The organism is Serratia sp. SA088, assembly GCF_049065515.1.
Taxonomy (GTDB): Bacteria; Pseudomonadota; Gammaproteobacteria; order Enterobacterales; family Enterobacteriaceae; genus Serratia; species Serratia nematodiphila.
In genome coordinates, this window is record NZ_JBAKGW010000001.1 from 34,536 (window position 1) to 51,043 (window position 16,508).

The 16,508-nt window shown below is 64.3% G+C and carries 15 protein-coding genes and 1 tRNA gene; 13 read left to right on the forward strand and 3 right to left on the reverse strand.

Translation table 11 applies throughout. The annotated features are described in order from the left end of the window. The first annotated feature begins 85 nt into the window (after nucleotides 1-85). Nucleotides 86-976 (forward strand): oxidoreductase, encoded by an 891-nt coding sequence (locus tag ACOWVD_RS00150; RefSeq protein WP_273874372.1) that lies wholly within the window; start codon nucleotides 86-88, stop codon nucleotides 974-976. Nucleotides 977-1,121: 145 nt separating this feature from the next. Here the strand turns inward: ACOWVD_RS00150 and ACOWVD_RS00155 are convergent. The 3 genes from ACOWVD_RS00155 to dpiA all read right to left on the reverse strand — a co-directional run bounded on the left by ACOWVD_RS00155 (nucleotide 1,122) and on the right by dpiA (nucleotide 5,190). Further along, a tRNA-Asn gene (locus tag ACOWVD_RS00155) sits at nucleotides 1,122-1,197 on the reverse strand. A gap of 114 nt (nucleotides 1,198-1,311) precedes the next feature. Beyond that, nucleotides 1,312-4,401, reverse strand: a complete 3,090-nt coding sequence (locus ACOWVD_RS00160) for a beta-galactosidase (RefSeq protein WP_164095676.1) — start codon at nucleotides 4,399-4,401, stop codon at nucleotides 1,312-1,314. Nucleotides 4,402-4,503: 102 nt separating this feature from the next. Further along, on the reverse strand, nucleotides 4,504-5,190 hold the full coding sequence (dpiA, locus tag ACOWVD_RS00165) for a two-component response regulator DpiA (protein ID WP_004940807.1): 687 nt from the start codon (nucleotides 5,188-5,190) through the stop codon (nucleotides 4,504-4,506). A gap of 313 nt (nucleotides 5,191-5,503) precedes the next feature. Here dpiA and citC point away from each other — a divergent pair, with 313 nt between their 5' ends. The 12 genes from citC to ACOWVD_RS00225 all read left to right on the forward strand — a co-directional run bounded on the left by citC (nucleotide 5,504) and on the right by ACOWVD_RS00225 (nucleotide 16,458). Next, nucleotides 5,504-6,574: a [citrate (pro-3S)-lyase] ligase gene (gene citC, locus ACOWVD_RS00170; protein ID WP_028127715.1), complete on the forward strand. Its 1,071-nt coding sequence runs from the start codon at nucleotides 5,504-5,506 to the stop codon at nucleotides 6,572-6,574. Beyond that, complete coding sequence (gene citD, locus ACOWVD_RS00175; RefSeq protein WP_004940811.1) at nucleotides 6,574-6,882, forward strand: citrate lyase acyl carrier protein; 309 nt, start codon at nucleotides 6,574-6,576, stop codon at nucleotides 6,880-6,882. Before citC ends, citD begins: the two co-directional genes overlap by 1 nt. Beyond that, entirely contained in the window at nucleotides 6,866-7,786 is a 921-nt protein-coding gene (gene citE, locus ACOWVD_RS00180) for a citrate (pro-3S)-lyase subunit beta (RefSeq protein WP_049242419.1), read from the forward strand. Before citD ends, citE begins: the two co-directional genes overlap by 17 nt. Then, entirely contained in the window at nucleotides 7,786-9,291 is a 1,506-nt protein-coding gene (citF, locus tag ACOWVD_RS00185; RefSeq protein WP_076740670.1) for a citrate lyase subunit alpha, read from the forward strand. Before citE ends, citF begins: the two co-directional genes overlap by 1 nt. Before the next feature lie 3 nt (nucleotides 9,292-9,294). After that, nucleotides 9,295-9,843, forward strand: a complete 549-nt coding sequence (gene citX / locus ACOWVD_RS00190) for a citrate lyase holo-[acyl-carrier protein] synthase (RefSeq protein WP_421105360.1) — start codon at nucleotides 9,295-9,297, stop codon at nucleotides 9,841-9,843. Beyond that, nucleotides 9,824-10,708, forward strand: coding sequence for a triphosphoribosyl-dephospho-CoA synthase CitG (gene citG / locus ACOWVD_RS00195; protein ID WP_049242413.1), 885 nt, complete (start codon nucleotides 9,824-9,826; stop codon nucleotides 10,706-10,708). Before citX ends, citG begins: the two co-directional genes overlap by 20 nt. 25 nt (nucleotides 10,709-10,733) lie before the next feature. Beyond that, on the forward strand, nucleotides 10,734-12,197 hold the full coding sequence (locus ACOWVD_RS00200; RefSeq protein ID WP_004940821.1) for an anion permease: 1,464 nt from the start codon (nucleotides 10,734-10,736) through the stop codon (nucleotides 12,195-12,197). 146 nt (nucleotides 12,198-12,343) lie between these two features. After that, nucleotides 12,344-13,573, forward strand: coding sequence for a bifunctional glucose-1-phosphatase/inositol phosphatase (gene agp / locus ACOWVD_RS00205; RefSeq protein ID WP_176062935.1), 1,230 nt, complete (start codon nucleotides 12,344-12,346; stop codon nucleotides 13,571-13,573). Between the two features lie 119 nt (nucleotides 13,574-13,692). Beyond that, nucleotides 13,693-13,983 (forward strand): nucleotidyltransferase family protein, encoded by a 291-nt coding sequence (locus ACOWVD_RS00210; RefSeq protein ID WP_049242409.1) that lies wholly within the window; start codon nucleotides 13,693-13,695, stop codon nucleotides 13,981-13,983. Continuing rightward, a complete protein-coding gene (locus tag ACOWVD_RS00215; protein ID WP_049242408.1) occupies nucleotides 13,980-14,351 on the forward strand; it encodes a DUF86 domain-containing protein in 372 nt (123 codons plus the stop codon). The genes ACOWVD_RS00210 and ACOWVD_RS00215 overlap by 4 nt, the downstream gene beginning before the upstream one ends. Then, nucleotides 14,344-15,078, forward strand: coding sequence for a 4'-phosphopantetheinyl transferase family protein (locus ACOWVD_RS00220; protein ID WP_197842715.1), 735 nt, complete (start codon nucleotides 14,344-14,346; stop codon nucleotides 15,076-15,078). The genes ACOWVD_RS00215 and ACOWVD_RS00220 overlap by 8 nt, the downstream gene beginning before the upstream one ends. Nucleotides 15,079-15,267: 189 nt before the next feature. Further along, a complete protein-coding gene (locus ACOWVD_RS00225; protein ID WP_164095679.1) occupies nucleotides 15,268-16,458 on the forward strand; it encodes an isochorismate synthase in 1,191 nt (396 codons plus the stop codon). Nucleotides 16,459-16,508 lie beyond the last annotated feature (50 nt).

The window sequence follows — 16,508 nt, forward strand, 5'->3', positions numbered from 1 at the left end:
TGGCGCCCGCTTATCCTGCATCAGCATTAGCGCGTAACAGAAACAGCGGGCTGATGAACGGTTAATCCAACCTGGAGGACTCGCTATGTCCGATCGCCCTACCATTGCGCTTATCGGCCCCGGCGCCATCGGCACCGCCATCGCCGCGGCGCTTCATGAAGTGGGCCGCACGCCGCTGCTTTGCGGGCGTACGGCCCATCCGCAATTAATTCTGCGCCACGATGAGGGAGAAGTGGTGGTGCCGGGGCCGGTTTTAAGCGATCCGCGTACCGTCGCCCATCCCTACGATCTGGTTTTTGTCGCCGTAAAAACCACTCAGGTGGCCGACAGCGCGGGCTGGCTGGCGGCGTTGTGCAATAAAAACACCGTCGTGTGTGCGCTGCAAAACGGCGTCGAGCAGCAATCTCTGCTGGCGCCTTACGTCAATGGGGCGACGGTGCTGCCCTCCGTGGTGTGGTTTCCGGCGCAGCGCGAGCAAGATGCGTCCGTCAGGCTGCGCGCCACGCCGCGCCTGACGCTGCCGGATGCGCCACAGGCGCAAGCGATCGCCGACGCGCTCTGCGGTTCACGCTGTGCGGTTGAGCTGTCATCGGATTTTCTCTCGATTGCCTGGCGTAAGCTGTTGCAGAATGCGGCTGCGGGGCTGATGGTGCTGGCCAATCGCCGCGCAGGCATGTTTTCGCGCGCCGACATAACGCAACTGGCCCTGGCTTATCTGCGTGAATGCCTGGCCGTCGCGCGCGCTCAGGGTGCGGTGCTTCACGATAACGTGCCGGAGGCGATCGTGGACGGCTTTCAGCGTGCGCCCGCGGATTTGGGCACCTCTATTCTTGCCGACCGGCAGGCCAACCGGCCACTGGAGTGGGACATACGCAACGGTGTCGTGCAGCGTTATGGGCGCTTGCAGGGCATGCCTACGCCGATTAGCGATATCCTGGTGCCGCTGCTGGCGGCGGGCAGTGAAGGGCCAGGGTGATAGCCGGCGGCGCAGGCGTTCGTCGGGCAAGGGTATTTTCGCTGTCAATGCGGTTGGCATTCAGACAGCCGGTTGCCTGCCGCAGCCCAAACCCGCCAACAGCAAAAAGCCCGCTCAGGTTTCCCTGAGCGGGCTTCTCTAAACATGGCTCCTCTGACTGGACTCGAACCAGTGACATACGGATTAACAGTCCGCCGTTCTACCGACTGAACTACAGAGGAATCGTTGGAACGGGGCGAATAATAGCGAGGCGCCGTCGGCATGTCAAAGGAGGATTACACATTCTGTGACTGTTTGCTTACAGAATGCGCAACCCGTTGAGTTTTTTGGCAGATTTAGCCCTCTGGCGCCCGCTGCAGGCGCAGCTGATAGCGGTAAACGCCGGCGGTGAGCAGGTAATCCCGGTGCACGCTCGGGCTCCAGGAGTCGTCGCCGCCTACCCCCATATGGAAACCGTCCAGGTGCAGCCAGGTGCCCGCTTCCGGCTGCAGCAGATGCTGGTGGCTGCAGGCCATCAGCTGTTGCAGGCCGTAGCGGCTGAGCGAGAAGTGGAAGCGGCCGTCGATGCGCCAGCCGCCGTAGCGCAGGCTGCGGGTGTCGCAGCGCAGGCCGTTCTCGCCGGGGAAAATATACGGCGTGTGCAGATCCGCCAGCGGCAGGCGCCAGCGCCCATGCTGCGCGGCCAGGCGGCGATCAGGGTAGTTCTCGTGCGGGCCCAGACCCAGCCATTCCGCCTGCGGCTGCACCGTCGCCAGTTGGCAGTTCAGGCCGATGCGCGCCGGCGGCGGCAGGGCGTCGGCCACCTCGACCTCCACATTCACGCTCACCGCGCCCAGCGCGTCGAACAGCCACTGCTTGCGGCTAATCAGCAGAATCTGCCCGTCCACGCCGAACTGGTGTTCGCTCACCACCCGCACGCCGTTTTGCAGCGCATCCGCCTGCAGCCGCACGCAGTGCTCCTCCAGCCGGTACAGGCCCGCCAGCTTCCAGCGTTCGACCCAGGCGTTGGGATCGATATGGTCCGCCTCGCTGACGCCGATGTCGTTATCGATCGGCGCGCGCGCAAAGCCGTCGCGCAGCGGCGTCAGCAGCTGCGGCTGCTCATTCTGCCACCACTGCGTCAGGTGGCCGCTGCTGCGCTCGAAGCGCCAACGCTGGTCGCCGTGGGTGAGCGTCAGCCCCTGATCGTCTTCAATCAGCGTGGGCGGCACGCCCTGTGCGGACGGCGGCGCGGGATGCAGCGCGCGCGGCACCCGCCACTGATCCCAGGCGCAGCGGTGGTGCGCTTCGGACCAGTCGGTGGCCTGCGGTTGCACCACCTCCACGTTCAGCCACAGCTCGCCGGGCTGATGCAGCATAGGCAGCCGATCGAGCAAGATGAAGCTAGCGCTGCCCTGCGGCGCCAGCGCCAGATCGAAGCTGCCGCTGGCGCGCTCCACGCCGTCCAGCTCCAGCCGCCAGTTGAGCTGTTCGTTGTCGGTGTGGCGGAACAGGTAATCGCTGGTGACGGTCAGCGTCAGCGAGGCGGCGTCGAAGGCGAAGCGGAACAGCTGCTGCGCCCGCTGCGCTTCGAACAGCGCCGGGTGCGGGGTGCGATCCGCGAACACCAGCCCGTTCAGGCAGAACTGGCGATCGTTGGGGGTATCGCCGAAGTCGCCGCCGTAGGCCCAAAATTCCTCGCCGCGCTCGTCGCGCTTGATCAGCGCCTGATCGACCCAGTCCCAGACAAAGCCGCCCTGCAGGCGCGGATGTGCGTGGAACGCGCGCCAGTAGCGCTCAAAGCCGCCGAAGCTGTTGCCCATCGCATGGGCGTATTCGCACAGGATCAGCGGCCGCTGTTCCTCCGGCAGGCCGATCCACTTGCCGATCGCCCATTTGGGCACCGCCGGGAACGGCTGATCCTGATCCACTCGCGCGTACATCGGGCAGATGATGTCGGTGGCGGCGGTGTCGGCGCCGCCGCCTTCATATTGTACCGGGCGGGTCGGATCCTGGCTTTTCACCCAGCGGTACAGCGCGTCGTGGTTCACGCCGTGGCCGGACTCGTTGCCCAGCGACCAGATAATGATGCAAGGGTGGTTGCGATCGCGTTGCACCATGCGGGTGACGCGCTCGCTCATCGCCGGCAGCCACAGCGGATCGTCAGCCAGGCGGTTCATCGGCTGCATGCCGTGGGTCTCGATATTGGCTTCGTCCACCACGTACAGCCCGTAGCGGTCGCACAACCGATACCACAGCGGGTGGTTGGGATAATGCGAGCAGCGCACCGCGTTGAAGTTGTGTTGCTTCATCAGCAGGATGTCGTGGCGCATCGTCGCCTCGTCCATCACCTGGCCGTGGCGCGGGTGATGCTCGTGGCGGTTAACGCCGCGGATCAGCAGCGGCTGCCCGTTGAGCTTCAACAGCCCGCCGCTGATTTCCACCTGGCGGAAGCCAACGTCAGAGGCCTCCACCTCGATAATTTCTCCTGTGGGCGAGAGCAGGGCGACGGTGGCGCGATACAGCGCGGGCGTTTCGGCGCTCCACAGCGCCGGGCGTTCCACCGGCAGGCGCAGCGTGACGCGATCGTCATAGGCGCCGCGTTCGTCCACGATCTCGCCGCCGAGCGGCTGGGTGCGCTCGGCCACCCGCGCACCATCGCGCCACAGCTGCACCTGCACCTGCAGCGGGCCGGGCCGGCTGGCGCGCGCCGTCACCACCAGTTCGCCGCGGGTAAAGCCGTCATGCAGCGGGGTGGTGATGCGCACATCGCTCAGGTGCGCGGCGGGTTTGTGCAGCAGGCTGACGTCGCGGAAGATGCCGCTCATGCGCCACATGTCCTGATCTTCCAGATAACTGCCGTCGCACCAGCGCAGCACCATCACCGCCAGCCGGTTTTCACCCGGCTGCAGCCACGGGCTGAGATCGAACTCCGCCGGCAGGCGGCTGTCCTGCGAATAGCCCACCCAGTAGCCGTTGCACCATAAATAGAACGCCGAGTTGACGCCGTCGAAGATGACGCGCGTCTGGCCGGCGGCCAGCCAGGCCGGATCGACGCTGAAGGCGCGCGAGTAGCAGCCGGTCGGGTTGTCTTCCGGCACGCGCGGCGGATCGACCGGGAACGGGTAGCGCACGTTGGTGTAGATTGGCGCGTCGTAGCCGGCGAGCTGCCAGTTGCCCGGCACCGCCAGCGGGGCGGCGTCCGGCAGATCTTGCTGCAGCCAGCCTTCCGGCGCCGCCTCTGGGCGCGGGAAGTAGCTGAAACGCCACTCGCCGTTCAGTGACCGGCGGCTGGCGCTGGGGGCATCGTCGCGCGCGTCTTCCACCGTGCGCCAGCTGGCGAACGGCGGGTGGGCGTCCAGCCGGCGGTAGTGGGTGCAGGCGGGGTTTTGCCAGTCACGGCGGGCGAGGATCTCGGACAGGGAAGCTAGGGGTTCAGCGGGCATCGGCGATCGTCCAGTCGGCTAGGTGATGCTCACCAAGATGCTGACCGGCGCATAAAAAGTAAAGCGGTTACACGCAACCTTGCAAGGGCGATCAAATAACCGCTAATGCGGCTCGCCGGCGCGGTAGATCCGCTGTGGGCGGCCCACCTTGCCGTAAATGATCTCGGCGCGCAGCTGCTGCGCGGCGGTGCAAAACTCCAGATAACGGCGCGCGGTGGTGCGGCTGAGCCCCATTTTTTGCGCAACGCTTTCAGCGGTGTGGCGCGCGGCGGGCTCGGCGAACAGCGCGCGGATCTTGCCGAGCGTCAGCTCGTCGATGCCGGCGGGCAACGCCGCCTGCTGTTCGCCGCGGGCGTAGGTGTTGAACATCTCGTCAATGCGGCGCTGGTTGAGGCGCGCTTTGTCTTTCAGCGCTTCGCGGCGTTGGCTGAAGCGCTGCAGGGTCTGGCTCAGCCGGTCATAGGCCAGCGGTTTGATCAGGTAGTCGAACACGCCGTAGCGCAACGCCTCGGCCACGGTGGCCATGTCGCTGGCGGCAGTGATGAACACGATGCCGCCACGATAGCCGCTCAGCGTCAGTTCGCGCAGCAGGGTGATGCCCTGGCCGTCGGGCAGAAAGTTGTCCAGCAGGATCAGGTCCGGCTTGAAGCGTTCGGTCATGGCGCGCGCCTGCGCCAGCGTGCCGGCCAGCCAAATCTGGCGGCAGCCGCCGTTCTGGCGGATAAACTCCGCGTGCATCTCCGCCAGCGGCGTTTCGTCTTCAACGATCAGGATGTTCAGCCATTCCATAGTGCGACCCGTAATTGCAATAAAAATGCTAAGTGAATGTAAGTGAATTGCGGCGCCAAATAAAGATTATCTCAATAATAAACACCATAAGATTAATTAAGTAAATAAAGAACATTAAATAACTTATTAACCGGGATCGGTTTGTGAAATAGGTCAATAATCGGCGTTTTTTTTCTGCTTACCATGGGCTTATTGAACGAGAGGGTGATTTTATCTTTATGGTTTTTAAGGTTTTAATTGCCATTTCTGATGTTAATTAAAATGCCTTTTTGTATTTCATTTGTTGTTTGCCAGTTAACCCAGAGAGCGTGTTATGTTAGGCGATGCCGTATTTAATCGGGTAAAGCGATCGGATCATAAAGCGATTTCAGAAATAAGCGCCTTCTTGCGCAGTAACGATCTGAATATCGATACCACGGTTGAAATATTTATTACCGTTACCCAGCACGACAAATTGGTCGCCTGCGGCGGCATCGCCGACAATATTATCAAATGCGTCGCCATCAGCCCGCTGATGCGCGGCGAAGGCTTGGCGCTGGCGCTGGCGACCGAGCTGGTGAACCTGGCCTATGAGCGCCATCACACCCAGCTGTTTATCTACACAAAGGTGCAGAACGAGCCGCTGTTCCGCCAGTGCGGTTTCTACCCGATCGCCACCGTGCCGGGCATCGTGGTGCTGATGGAAAACAGCCCGTGCCGCCTGAAGCGCTACGCCGCCCAGCTGGCGAGCCAGCGCCGGCCGGGCGAGACCATCGGCAGCATCGTGATGAACGCCAACCCCTTCACTCGCGGGCATCAGTATCTGGTGCGTCAGGCGGCCAAACGCTGCGACTGGCTGCACCTGTTTCTGGTGAAGGAAAACACCTCGCGCTTCAGCTATGAAGACCGGCGCCGGCTGGTGCTGGCCGGCACCGCCGATATCCCCAACCTCACGGTACACGAAGGCTCGCAGTACGTGATCTCGCGCGCCACCTTCCCCTGTTACTTCATCAAGGACCAGGGCGTGGCCGACGACTGTTACACCGAAATCGATCTGAAGATCTTCCGCCAGTATCTGGCGCCCGCGCTGGGCATTACCCACCGCTTCGTCGGCAACGAGCCGTTCTGCGCGGTGACCGCGAAATACAACCGCGACATGCGCTACTGGCTGGAAACGCCGGCGCTGCCCAGCCCGCCGATCGCGCTGGTGGAAATCGAGCGTTTGCAATATCAGGGCACGGCGATCTCCGCCTCCTGGGTGCGCAAGCTGCTGGCGGCGGGGGACTTCCACGCTGCCGCGCCGCTGGTGCCGCCGGACACCCTGTACTACCTGCAGGATCTGCAAACGCAGCGCCGGGCCAAGGCGGCCCCGCATCCTTTTGAGTCCGCACAATCAGGTGAATGATGAAAATTATCCGAGAAGCAATGGCCGGCACGCTGGAATCCAGCGATGTCATGGTGCGCATCGCGCCCGCCGAGGGGCCGCAGCACGATCTGCTGATCGCCAGCAGCGTGGAAAAACAGTTCGGCGCGGCGATCCGTCGCACCCTGCTGGAAGTGCTGCAGCGTTATGAGGTGGAACCGGTGCAGGTGATCGTCGACGACAAAGGGGCGCTGGACTGCGTGCTGCGCGCCCGGCTGGAAACCGCGCTGATGCGCGCCTGCGAGGGTGGCCAACTGCCGTGGGAGGCGAAAGATGAAAACGCTGAATAAAACCCGGCTGCGCCGCAGCATGTTGTTCGTCCCCGGCGCCAACGCGGCGATGGTCAGCAACGCCTTTATCTATCAGGCCGATGCGCTGATGTTCGATCTGGAAGACTCGGTGATCCTGCGTGAAAAAGACGCGGCGCGCCGGCTGGTGTACCACGCGCTGCAGCACCCGCTGTACCAGGAGGTGGAAACCATCGTGCGCGTCAATGCGCTCGACTCCGTCTACGGCCTGGCGGACCTGCAGGCGGTGGTGCGCGGCGGCGCGGACATCGTGCGCCTGCCGAAGACCGACAGCGCGCAGGACGTTATCGACATGGAGCGCGAGATTGCCGCCATCGAAGCGGCCTGCGGCCGGCCGGTCGGCAGTACCGGGCTGCTGGCGGCGATCGAATCGGCGCAGGGCATCACCAACGCGGTGGCGATCGCGCACGCTTCGCCGCGTCTTATCGGCATCGCGCTGGGGGCGGAAGACTATGTACGCAATCTGCGCACCGAACGCTCGCCGGAAGGCATCGAGCTGCTGTTCGCCCGCTGCTCGCTGCTGCAGGCGGCGCGCGCCGCCGGCATTCAGGCGTTCGACACCGTCTACTCCGACGCCAACAACGAGGCCGGTTTCCTGCAGGAGGCGGCGCTGATCAAACAGCTCGGCTTCGACGGCAAATCGCTGATCAACCCGCGCCAAATTGAGCTGCTGCACAACCTGTACGCGCCGACCGCCAAAGAGGTGGCGCACGCGCAGCGGGTGGTGGACGCCGCCGAAGCGGCGGAGCGGGAGGGGCGCGGCGTGGTGTCGCTGAACGGAAAAATGGTCGACAGCCCGGTGATTGAACGCGCCCGGCTGGTGCTGGAGCGCGCCGCGCTGTCCGGCTTACGGGAAGAACCGGCGCAGCACGGGGAGGAAGCATGATGAACCGCCAACAACGATTGATGACCTTCGCCAACCCGGCGGATCTGCCGGGCTATCAGGACGTGTCCAAAGCCAACCTGCAGGCGCGCAAACCGCGCGATCTCAAGCTGTGCGACTCCTTGCAGGAAGCGGTGCGCCGCAGCGGACTGCAGGACGGCATGACCATCTCCTTCCACCATGCGTTTCGCGGTGGTGATTTGACGCTCAATCAGGTGATGGAGACGCTGGCGGCGATGGGGTTCCGCAACCTGACGCTGGCCTCCAGCTCGCTGACCGACTGCCATGCGCCGTTGGTTGAGCATATCCGCCACGGCGTGGTGAGCCGCATTTACACCTCCGGGCTGCGCGGCCCGCTGGCGGACGCCGTATCGCGCGGGCTGCTGGCGGAGCCGGTGCAAATTCACTCGCACGGCGGCCGGGTCAACCTGATCGAATCCGGCGAGCTGCAGATAGACGTGGCCTTCCTCGGCGTGCCGGCCTGCGATGAGTTCGGCAACGCCAACGGCTACAGCGGTGAAGCCTGCTGCGGCTCGCTCGGCTATGCGCGGGTGGACGCCGAGGCGGCGGGCACCGTGGTGCTGCTGACCGAGCAGCTGGTGCCGTATCCGCATCATCCCGCCAGCCTGGCGCAGGATCGGGTGGATCTGATCGTGCAGCTGGAGCGGGTGGGCGATGCCGACAAGATCGGCGCTGACGCCACGCGCATGACCTCGAACCCGCGCGAGCTGCTGATCGCCCGCCGCGCCGCCGAGGTGATCGCCGGTTCCGGCTACTTCACCGAAGGGTTTTCGCTGCAAACCGGCACAGGCGGCGCCTCGCTGGCGGTGACCCGGTTCCTGGAGGACAAGATGCGCGCCCGCGGCATTCGCGCCGCGTTCGCCCTCGGCGGCATCACCTCGACCATGGTGGATCTGCATGAGAAAGGGCTGATCGGCAAGCTGCTGGACGTGCAGAGCTTCGATCGGGCGGCGGCGACCTCGCTGGCGCGCAACCCGCGCCATATCGAAATCAGCGCCAACCAGTACGCCAACTTCAGCTCCAAGGGCGCCTCGGTCGATCGGCTCGACGTGGTGGTGCTGAGCGCGCTGGAAATCGACACCGGCTTCAACGTTAACGTGCTGACCGGCTCCGACGGCGTGCTGCGCGGCGCGTCCGGCGGCCACTGCGACACCGCCGCCGCCGCGCGGCTGGCGATCATCGTCGCGCCGCTGGTGCGCGGGCGCATCCCGACGCTGGTGGAGCAGGTTACCACCTGCGTCACGCCGGGCTCCAGCATCGACATTCTGGTGACCGACCACGGCATCGCCGTCAACCCGGCGCGGCCGGAGCTGGCGCAGCGCCTGCGGGAGGCCGGGCTCGAGGTGGTGAGCATCGACTGGCTGCGCGCCCGCGCGCTGCAGCTGACCGGCGAACCGCAGCCGATCGCCTTTACCGACAAGGTGGTGGCGGTGGTGCGCTACCGCGACGGTTCGGTGATCGACGTGGTGCATCAGGTGGCGGAGTAACCGATGGCCGCCGTCGATCCTCAACTGGCCGCCGAACGCGCGGTCAGCCTGCCGGAGCTGCTCACCAGCCGTGAATGCCGCCAGGCGCGCCAGCAGGCGTGGCTGGCGCATCACCAGTGCACGCTGCTGGTGCTGACGCTGGTCGTCCCCGGCCCGGTGAAGGACAGCGCGCTGACGCGCGGCATCTTCAACCTCGGCTGGGCGGCGCTGCTGCGGCTGTGCGCCGAACAGGGCTGGCCCAGCCCGCAGGCCGAAGCGCTGGCGCTCGCCACCGGCTGCGAAGGGTTTGTGGCGCTGCGCGCCGACGCCCAGCGGGTGAAAGATTGCGCCATGCAGCTGGAGGTGAGCCGCCCGATCGGCCGGCTGTGGGACATCGACGTGCTGGATACGCAGGGGCGCATTTTGTCGCGCCGCGATATCGGCATGTCGGAACGGCGCTGCCTGCTGTGTGGCCAACCGGCCAAGATCTGCGCCCGCCAGCGGCGGCATAGCAGCGAGCAGCTGCTGCATGAAATGGAAAGGATGTTCAACGATGCGCTCTCTGCCGATTAATCTGCCCGCCCCCCGTGCCGAACCGGCCTGCGACTTCGCCCGCGCTGCCTTTCGCGCGCTGCTGGTGGAAGTCAACCTCACGCCCAAGCCGGGGCTGGTGGATCGCCATAACACCGGCGCCCACCGCGATATGGATCTCGGGCATTTCTACCGCAGCGCCCGCGCTATCGGCGTGTGGCTGCCGCGCTTTATCCAGCGCGGGCGCGAAGACGCGGCTCTGCCGGCAGTGCAGCAGCTGGCGCGGCTGCGGCCGCTCGGCCTGGCCTGCGAAAACCAGATGTTTCGCGCCACCGGCGGCATTAACACCCACAAGGGCAGCGTGTTCTCGCTCGGGTTGCTGTGCGCCGCCTTTGGCCGCCTGCAGCAGCAGGGGCGCGCCATCGGCGCAGCGGCGCTGTGCGCCGAAACGGCGGCGATGTGTCGGGGGCTGGTGGACCGCGAGCTGCGGCGCAACAACGCCGGGCAGACCGCCGGTCAGCGGCTGTTCGCTGCCTACGGCCTCAGCGGCGCGCGCGGCGAGGCGGAGGCCGGTTTTCGGCTGGTGCTGGACGGCGCGCTGCCGCTGTATCGGCAACGGTTGGCCGCCGACGGCGACGAACAGCGGGCGCTGCTGGACAGTCTGCTGTGGCTGATGGCCCACAACGGTGACACCAACGTCGCCTCGCGCGGCGGCATGCACGGACTGCGTTGGCTACGGCGCCGGGCGGCGTTGCTGCTGGCGCAGGGCGGTTCGGCCGGGGAGGCGGGCCTGGCACGCCTGCGGCGCTTCGATGCCGACTGCATCGCCCGCAACCTCAGCCCCGGCGGCAGCGCCGACCTGTTGATAGTGACCTGGCTGCTGGCGCAGCTGGGTGCCCAAGAATAATAACCAAGCCTTCAGGAGAGTCCCTATGTCCCAAACCCAGGAAAAGATCTGGAAAGCGATAGCGCCGCTGGCGGTGCTCGCGATCCTGTTATTGATACCGGTGCCCGACGGCATGCCGCCGCAGGCCTGGCACTACTTCGCCATCTTCGTGGCGATGATCGTCGGCATGATTCTGGAGCCGATCCCGGCCACCGCCATCAGCTTTATCGCGGTGACCGTCAGCGTGCTCAGCGCCAACTGGGTGCTGTTCGGCGCGCAGGAACTGGCGGAGCCGGGCTTCAAGGCCGGTAAAGAGGCGCTGAAATGGGGGCTGGCGGGCTTCTCCAGCACCACCGTCTGGCTGGTGTTCGGCGCCTTTATCTTCGCGCTGGGCTACGAGGCCACCGGGCTGGGGCGGCGCATCGCGCTGTTCCTGGTGAAGTTCATGGGCAAGCGCACGCTGACGCTGGGCTATGCGGTGGTGATCATCGATATCCTGCTGGCGCCGTTCACGCCGTCCAACACCGCGCGCACCGGCGGCACGGTGTTCCCGGTGGTGAAAAACCTGCCGCCGCTGTTCGACTCTTTCCCTAACGATCCCTCCTCGCGCCGCATCGGCGGTTACCTGATGTGGATGATGGTGGTCGGCACCAGCATCAGCTCCTCGATGTTCGTCACCGGCGCCGCGCCGAACGTGCTGGGCATCGAGTTCGTCGGCAAGATCGCCGGGGTGCACATCAGCTGGATGCAGTGGTTCCTGGCGTTCCTGCCGGTCGGCCTGCTGCTGCTGATCATCGCGCCGCTGATCTCCTACTATCTGTACAAGCCGGGCGTGACCCACAGCAGCGAAGTGGCCGCCTGGGCGGATACCGCGCTGGGGGAAATGGGCAAGCTGACGCGCAAGGAATACACGCTTATCGGCCTGGTGCTGCTCAGCCTGTGCCTGTGGGTGTTCGGCGGCAAAATGCTGGACGCCACCGCGGTGTGCCTGTTGGCGGTGTCGCTGATGCTGGCGCTGCACGTGGTGTCGTGGAAAGAAATCACCAAATATTCCAGCGCCTGGAATACGCTGGTTAACCTGGCGACGCTGGTGGTGATGGCCAACGGCCTGACGCGCTCCGGCTTTATCGACTGGTTCGCCCAGACCATGAGCACCCATCTGGACGGCTTCTCGCCGAACATGACGGTGGTGGCGCTGGTGCTGGTGTTCTACTTTGCCCACTATCTGTTCGCCAGCCTGTCGGCGCACACCGCCACCATGCTGCCGGTGATCCTGGCGGTCGGCAAAGGGTTGCCGGGCGTGCCGATGGAGCAGCTGTCGATGCTGCTGGTGCTGTCGATCGGCATCATGGGCGTGCTGACGCCGTACGCCACCGGGCCGGGGGTGATCATCTATGGCTGCGGCTACGTGAAATCGAAAGACTACTGGCGCCTGGGCGGCATTCTCGGCGTGGTGTACATCGCCGCGCTGCTGCTGATCGGCTGGCCGATCATGAGCCTGTGGTACTGAGTTGACGCACAGCGGCCGCCGCCCGGTGGCCGCTGGTACGATCTTTTCCCGTGAACCCTGTCACACACTTGTCACACTAACCCCGCCATCATACTCAGGCAAACGCTAACACCTTAAAAATAATCATTTTCCGGGAGCCTCTGCGGATGAGAAAAAAAACGTTATTGCTGTGCCTGCCCTTGTTATTCACCGGGAACGCGCTGGCGGACGCCGGCGGTTATCAACTGGAACAGGTGCTGGTGATGAGCCGCCATAACCTGCGCGCGCCGCTGGCCAACAACGGCAGCGTGCTGGCGCAGTCCACGCCGAAGGCCTGGCCGGCCTGGGAAACGCCGGGCGGCCAGCTGACCACCAAGGGCGGGGTGCTGGAAGTGTACATGGGGCACTACTTCAACGCCTGGCTGAAGCAGACCGGCCTGTTGCCGCAAGAGGGCTGCCCGACAGCCGGCAGCGTGTACGTCTACGCCAACAGCCTGCAGCGCACGGTGGCCACCGCGCAGTTCTTCAGCAACGGCGCGTTCCCGGGCTGCGACGTCAGCGTGCACCATCAGGACAAGATGGGCGAGATGGATCCGACTTTCAACCCGATCATCACCGACACCAGCGAAGCCTTCAACCAGCAGGCGCTGGCGGCGATGAACGCCGCGCTGGGATCGCTGAAGCTGGACGCCTCTTACCAACAGCTGGCGAAGCTCATCGACTACAAGGATTCCGCCGCCTGCAAGACCGACAAACACTGCGATCTGACCAAAGAAGCCAGCGTGATGAGCGCGGTGCCGGGCAAAGAGCCGGGCGTCTCCGGCCCGCTGCGGGTGGGCAACTCGCTGGTGGATGCCTTTATGCTGCAGTACTACGAAGGTTTCCCGATGAAAGAGGTGGCCTGGGGCAAAATCGTCACTCCGCAGCAGTGGAAGCAGCTGGCGCAGTTGAAAGACGGCTATCAGGATTCGCTGTTCACCTCGCCGGTGGTGGCGCAAAACGTCGCCAAGCCGCTGCTGACCTACATCAACAACGCGTTGCTCGGCGAGCGTAAACCGGACGCGCCGAAGCTGACGGTGCTGGTCGGCCACGATTCCAATATCGCCTCGTTGCTGTCGGCCATGCAGTTCCAGCCGTATCAGCTGCCGCAGCAGTACGAGAAAACGCCGATCGGCGGCAAACTGGTGTTCCAGCGCTGGCGCGACGCGCAGAACAGCCGTGAATTGCTGAAGATCGAGTACGTCTATCAGTCCACCGAACAGCTGCGCAAGGCGACGCCGCTGACGCTGCAAACCCCGCCGCAGCGCGTGACGCTGGCGCTGAAAGGCTGCCCGATCGATAAAGACGGTTTCTGTGCCTGGAGCGATTTCGAAAAGACCATGAAGGGCATCTTGTAATACTGAGCCTCTCTTCCGACCGCGGGGGAGAGGCGCAGGTGCGGCTGCCGGGGGATTGTGCTTGAATCCCCTCAACCGATCACCTAGCATTTCGTTAGGTGTAACGGGGAGAGAAAACCATGCGGCCATCCATTGTTCTTGCAGAGCATCGCCAGGCGATCCGAGAAACGGTTGGGCTGTTCCCTGCGGCTAATCCGCGTATTTTCGGCTCGGTGCTGCATGGCACCGATCGTGAGGGCAGTGATTTGGATCTGTTGGTCGATGCGTTGCCGGGCGCCACGTTGTTTGATCTGGGAGGGCTGCAGTCGGAACTGGAAGCGCTGCTGGGCATACAGGTGGATCTGCTGACGCCGCTCGATTTACCGCCGGCCTTTCGCCAGCAGGTTTTGGCGGAGGCCCAGCCGGTATGAAAGATGCGCGGTTGGTCGATTATCTGAGTCACATGCAACAGGCGGCGCAGGATGCCTGCGATTTCGTTGATGGCTTGACGGCGGCAGATTTTATCGAAGATAAACGCACTCAGCAGGCGGTCATTATGAGCCTGATTATCATCGGTGAAGCCGTGACGAAAATCATGGATGGCAGCCCCGCGTTTACGCAACGCCATCCTGAAATCCCCTGGCGAAACATGCGCGGCATGCGTAATCGCATTGCGCACGGTTATTTTGATATCAACCTTGAAGTGGTCTGGGCGACGGTGCAAACGGCGTTGCCGGAACTGCTTATACAGCTGGTGGCGGTACGCCAGGATGCTGAGAAGTTAAACGACGGTGATTAAGCTTTCTTTGGGCAGTGACTCTGGTTCCTGCCGGCTACCCACTTTTATCCGCAATATCGACTTTTTCACGCCGAACGGCTATCCGGGCCAGGTGGCGCGCTGCCAGTTTGCGCTGGCGGATTACCGCGACGACAGTTTTTCTGAGGCGGGCTTTGCGCTGCCGAACCATCTGGCGCGCGCGGTGCCGAAACGCCGTGCGGAGTATCTGGCCGGGCGTGTTCTGGCGCGCCAGCTGTTGGCGCCGCTCGGTTTCGCCGACTTCACCCTGGCGCGCGGCGAAGACCGCGCGCCGCAGTGGCCGCCGGGCATTGCCGGGGCGTTGAGCCATAATTCGCATACCGCGCTGTGCGCCGTGCACCGCGAGAGCGGGCTGGGCGGCGTTGGGCTGGACGTGGAGACGCTGCTGTCTGACGAGCGGGCGGAGGAGCTGTGGAGCGCGATCGTTTCACCGGCGGAGCGCGAGGCGTTGCTGGGCGAAACGCTGCCGTTCAACGCGCTGCTGACGCTGACGTTTTCCGCCAAAGAGAGCCTGTTTAAGGCGCTGTATCCGCAGGTGCGTTGTTACTTCGATTTTCTTGATGCGCGCATGACGGCCGTGGATGTGCAGCGGCAGACGTTCGTATTAGAGCTGCTTAAGACATTGACGCCGCATTGCGCCGCCGGGCGCCGGTTCAGCGGGCATTTTTGGCGTGAAGGTGACGACGTCACGACCTTTATTTTTTGCTAAAACACAATAATAACAATGTGTTATTTCTTTTTGTGCCGTAACGCGGATTTGACGCAGCGGGCGGAAAGATTCATTCATCGGAGATTGACCCACGGTGGGGAACCGGTGTAATTTACCATCCCTTTACAGCTAATGATAACTATTCGCATAAACATTATCATTGGTGAGGCGCAACAAAGGAGTGGTCTTGTGGCGACACTGACGACAGAAAACCAAACCTTCCCCGGGTTTGCGTACGCCGAACAATCGACCTTTTTGTACCGGTCAGAATTCCGTTCCCTCTCCGCCAGCGGCGTGTTCGAGCGCATTGAGACGCCGGCGTTCGGCGGCGAGCAGGAAGACAGCGCGCTGGCGCAGCATATCCGCCAGGCGTTGGCGCGCGCCAAAGCCGCCGGTCAGGCGGCGCCGGTGGTGGTGGGCGCCATTCCGTTCGATACGCGCCGGCCTTCCAGCCTGTACGTGCCTGAAAACTGCCAGTTTGTCGCCAACGACAGCTTTACCCGCGCCGCGCGCCCGATGCTGCAACAGCCGCATCGCCTGGTCGCCTGCACCAGCATTCCGGACGAGCCGCGCTTCAAGCACGCGGTGGCGGAAGCGGTCAGCCGCTTCAAACAAGGCAAGCTGGACAAGGCGGTGCTGTCGCGCATCCTTGAGATCGAGCTGGAGCAGCCGGTGGCGGGCCACCACATCCTCAATAACCTGATGGTGCAGAACCCGACCGGATACCACTTCTCCCTGCCGCTGGCCGATGGCGGCGTGCTGCTCGGCGCCAGCCCGGAGCTGCTGATCCGCAAGCAGGGCGGCGAAATCCACACCAATCCGCTGGCGGGGTCGGCGCGCCGTCAGGACGATGCGCGGCAGGATCGCCTCGGCAGCGAGCGCCTGATGCGCTCGACCAAAGACAAATACGAACACAAACTGGTGATCGACGACATTCGTCGGCGCCTGGCGCCGCTGTGCGCCAGCCTGAGCGTACCGAGCGGCCCGTCGCTGCTCAGCACCGGCACCATGTGGCACCTGTCCACCCGCATTCGCGGCGAGTTGCTGAATCCGGCGCTCAACGTGATGCAGCTGGCCTGCCTGCTGCATCCGACGCCGGCGCTGTGCGGCTTCCCGACCGAGAGCGCCCGCCAGCTGATCGCCGATCTGGAGCCGCACGATCGCGGCCTGTTCAGCGGCATCGTCGGCTGGTGCGACGCCAACGGCGACGGCGAGTGGGCGATCGTCATCCGCAGCGGCCTGCTGCGCGGCAATCGGGTGCGGCTGTTCGCCGGCGCGGGGATCGTCGCCGCCTCGACGCCGCAGTCCGAGTGGATGGAAACCGCCGCCAAACTGGGCACCATGCTCAACGCTTTCGGCCTGAACAGCGGCGCGCTGTAGGGCCACTTTGCGGCGCAGCACGCCGCATCATATGCTTTTCGCAGGAGACA

Bases quoted from the DNA above. Each gene is read 5' to 3' on its own strand.
- ACOWVD_RS00210 (WP_049242409.1), top strand. From the start codon at position 13,693: ATGCGGCCATCCATTGTTCTTGCAGAGCATCGCCAGGCGATCCGAGAA.
- citF (WP_076740670.1), top strand. From the start codon at position 7,786: ATGAACCGCCAACAACGATTGATGACCTTCGCCAACCCGGCGGATCTG.
- ACOWVD_RS00160 (WP_164095676.1), bottom strand. From the start codon at position 4,401: ATGCCCGCTGAACCCCTAGCTTCCCTGTCCGAGATCCTCGCCCGCCGT.
- agp (WP_176062935.1), top strand. From the start codon at position 12,344: ATGAGAAAAAAAACGTTATTGCTGTGCCTGCCCTTGTTATTCACCGGG.
- citC (WP_028127715.1), top strand. From the start codon at position 5,504: ATGTTAGGCGATGCCGTATTTAATCGGGTAAAGCGATCGGATCATAAA.
- ACOWVD_RS00150 (WP_273874372.1), top strand. From the start codon at position 86: ATGTCCGATCGCCCTACCATTGCGCTTATCGGCCCCGGCGCCATCGGC.
- ACOWVD_RS00215 (WP_049242408.1), top strand. From the start codon at position 13,980: ATGAAAGATGCGCGGTTGGTCGATTATCTGAGTCACATGCAACAGGCG.
- citE (WP_049242419.1), top strand. From the start codon at position 6,866: ATGAAAACGCTGAATAAAACCCGGCTGCGCCGCAGCATGTTGTTCGTC.
- citX (WP_421105360.1), top strand. From the start codon at position 9,295: ATGGCCGCCGTCGATCCTCAACTGGCCGCCGAACGCGCGGTCAGCCTG.
- dpiA (WP_004940807.1), bottom strand. From the start codon at position 5,190: ATGGAATGGCTGAACATCCTGATCGTTGAAGACGAAACGCCGCTGGCG.
- citG (WP_049242413.1), top strand. From the start codon at position 9,824: ATGCGCTCTCTGCCGATTAATCTGCCCGCCCCCCGTGCCGAACCGGCC.
- ACOWVD_RS00200 (WP_004940821.1), top strand. From the start codon at position 10,734: ATGTCCCAAACCCAGGAAAAGATCTGGAAAGCGATAGCGCCGCTGGCG.
- citD (WP_004940811.1), top strand. From the start codon at position 6,574: ATGAAAATTATCCGAGAAGCAATGGCCGGCACGCTGGAATCCAGCGAT.